Here is a 2475-nt window from a genome sequence, read left to right as displayed (position 1 = left end):
CGATCACATAATCATAAACGCTTCGCACGAATTCCATCAACTCTGCAAATAGCGGACCTGATACCAGCTCACTTGGGTTTGGTGCCACTGCACCTGTAAAGATCATGTCAAGGTATTTGTCATCTGTGCGGTAGATGATCTTCTCTTTGCTGATATTTCCGCACAGGTATTCGCTTAATCCCTTCTTCTCGCCTACAATATCATATCTGTTCTGTATGGTAGAATTACGGATATCGCAGTCTATAAAGAGGATCCTCTTCTCAAGCCCTGCCATGCTCTTTGCCAGGCGGAAGGCTATTGATGATTTACCCTCATTAGCAACGGAGCTTGTTACAGCTATTGTTTTAATATTGCTTCCACTTAACTGGATGTTTCCACGCAGAACATTGATGGCCTCGTTTACGCGGAAAGATACATCTGATACATGTGGATGTATTACCTCTGTCTGTCTTCCCGTATATCCGGATTCTTTCACAAGATCCTGAAACAGGGATTCAATATTGTTATCTTCTCTGTCCATCTTCTACTCTTTCTTCTCTTCGTAATAAGGAATCACACTAAGTACCGGGATATCCAGATATCTCTTCAGATCATCCTCTGTCTTTAATGTAGTGTCTGTCATGTAACGTACGCAGATCAGTCCACAGGCTGCGATAAGTCCCAGCAGAAGTCCAATCGCCAGATATTTTGTCAGTGCAGGAGTGATCTCATCCACTGCCTCTGCCTCTGAGTAATCGATAACTGTAGGTTCGCTGCTTCCTACCACCTGGTAAATACGGTCCAGTCCGATATTCATCAGACTGTTTGCAATATCTCTGCACAGTTCCACGTCACCGCAGGTAACTGTGATGGTAATAATATGGGAATTGTCCGGATTCGTTACACTGACCAGTTTACTGAGTCCTCTGTAATCCAGATCCAGATCCAGCTCTTTGATGACCTGTTTGAGAACATTACGGCTCTTGATAATCTTCGCATAGTCCTCTGTAAGCTCTGAACTCAGCTGCAGGTCAGAAACTGTGATCACGGATTCATTGTTTGTGATAAAAATGGATGCGTCCGCCTGATAAGATGGTTTCACTCCCACCAGATAATAGACACCTGCAAGCATTGCTGTGATCAGCATGGTAAGCAGGATAATTTTCCAATGATTGACCAGTACCCAGAAAAGTTCCACAAGGTCTATGGTGTCTTCCTGCTGTATGATCGTCTCAGTGACCACAGGCTGCGCAGGATTTTCCCGGGTATTCTTTGCCTCTTTTATCAAATTCTTGGTTCTCCTTCCTTATATGATCAAACCGGAGTTACAGGCCGGTCCGTACTTTATAAATTGTAATATGATTTCTGACATTCTTCAAGTATATTTGACAAATTTTCTTCTGTTTTCCCCATTTTTTACAATTGCGGAAGGATTTTCAATAAAAATTTTGTCAGCATATTCCTGTCCCATTTTACTGATGACTTTTTTGTATGCTTCTCCTGTGCGACAGATCCTGTACCGACTGTCGTGGCAGTCAGAGCCTACGAAGTGAAGGAGGTCTCCTTTCATCAGCTTCCTGCAGAATCTTTTTGTATAAAATCCGCTTTTTCCCAGAATGCTGTCTGCATTTACCTGCATATAGGCGCCCATCTGTGCAAGGTCCCTGATCAGTTCCAGATCACCCCAGAGGTTGTCGCAGCGTTCTACATGTGCGATGATGGGGCGGTAGCCTACGATGATAAGGCTGCGGAGGCGGTCTTCTATGTAGCTGTATTCTGCATTTCCTGAGAATTCTACCAGAACATAACCGGAATCTGCCATTGTACTGACTCTTCCCTCATCCAGCATTCTGCTCATCTGCATATTTGCATGGAATTCACAGCCCAGGTATATTCTCATTCTGTCTTCCTTAGCAAGCTCCTGATTGAATTCCTGTACGCATTTCTCCACCAGAGTGAACTGGCTGCGGATGGTGTGGATGGGTGTATCAAACATCTGATCTCTGTAATGAGGGGTTGCGATAATGTTTCTAACTCCCTGTTCATATTCCATGCGGAGCAGTCTGCAGGTTTCCTCCAGGTCCTGTGCTCCGTCGTCCACTCCCGGAATCAGGTGGCAGTGGATATCAAATAAACCGTGGTCTGTCATATTTCCCTTTCATCTCCCTTTATTGCAAATAACTGCAAAACATAACTGCAAAAACACCGTCCCTATATAACCTTATACAGGGACGGTGTCTGAACATCATGATTATGATAAATTATTCTTCTGTAGCTTCCTCAGCCGGTGCTTCAAGAGCTTTCATGCTCAGGCTGATCTTCTTGTCTTCGCCGTTGAAGTCAACAACCTTAGCTTCGATCTCCTGTCCGATTGACAGTACATCTGCAGGTTTGGCAACGTGCTCTCTGGAAATCTGGGATACGTGAAGAAGTGCATCTACACCAGGTGCAAGCTCTACGAATGCACCGAAGTCTGTCATACGTGCAACTTTACCT

The 2475-nt window shown here is 44.4% G+C and carries 4 protein-coding genes; all 4 read right to left on the bottom strand.

Annotated features, from left to right (window positions below; all coding sequences use genetic code 11):
- On the bottom strand, positions 1 to 520 hold a 520-nt coding region (locus tag AC075L_RS08080), incomplete at its 3' end, for a CpsD/CapB family tyrosine-protein kinase (RefSeq protein ID WP_476387517.1).
- 3 nt (positions 521 to 523) lie between these two features.
- Complete coding sequence (locus tag AC075L_RS08075; protein WP_368255856.1) at positions 524 to 1267, bottom strand: YveK family protein; 744 nt, start codon at positions 1265 to 1267, stop codon at positions 524 to 526.
- 87 nt (positions 1268 to 1354) lie between these two features.
- Positions 1355 to 2128: a CpsB/CapC family capsule biosynthesis tyrosine phosphatase gene (locus tag AC075L_RS08070; RefSeq protein WP_476387516.1), complete on the bottom strand. Its 774-nt coding sequence runs from the start codon at positions 2126 to 2128 to the stop codon at positions 1355 to 1357.
- Positions 2129 to 2240: 112 nt separating this feature from the next.
- The coding region (locus tag AC075L_RS08065) for a S1 RNA-binding domain-containing protein (RefSeq protein ID WP_476387515.1) at positions 2241 to 2475 on the bottom strand (235 nt) is incomplete at its 5' end.

The organism is Blautia sp. ZXY-1-B12, from assembly GCF_056339915.1.
The sequence above is the reverse complement of the archived record's forward strand: the minus strand, read 5'-3'. Positions and strand labels throughout refer to the sequence as shown.

Excerpts from the sequence above, each read along its gene's own strand:
- AC075L_RS08070 (WP_476387516.1), bottom strand. The coding sequence starts at position 2,128 with ATGACAGACCACGGTTTATTTGATATCCACTGCCACCTGATTCCGGGA.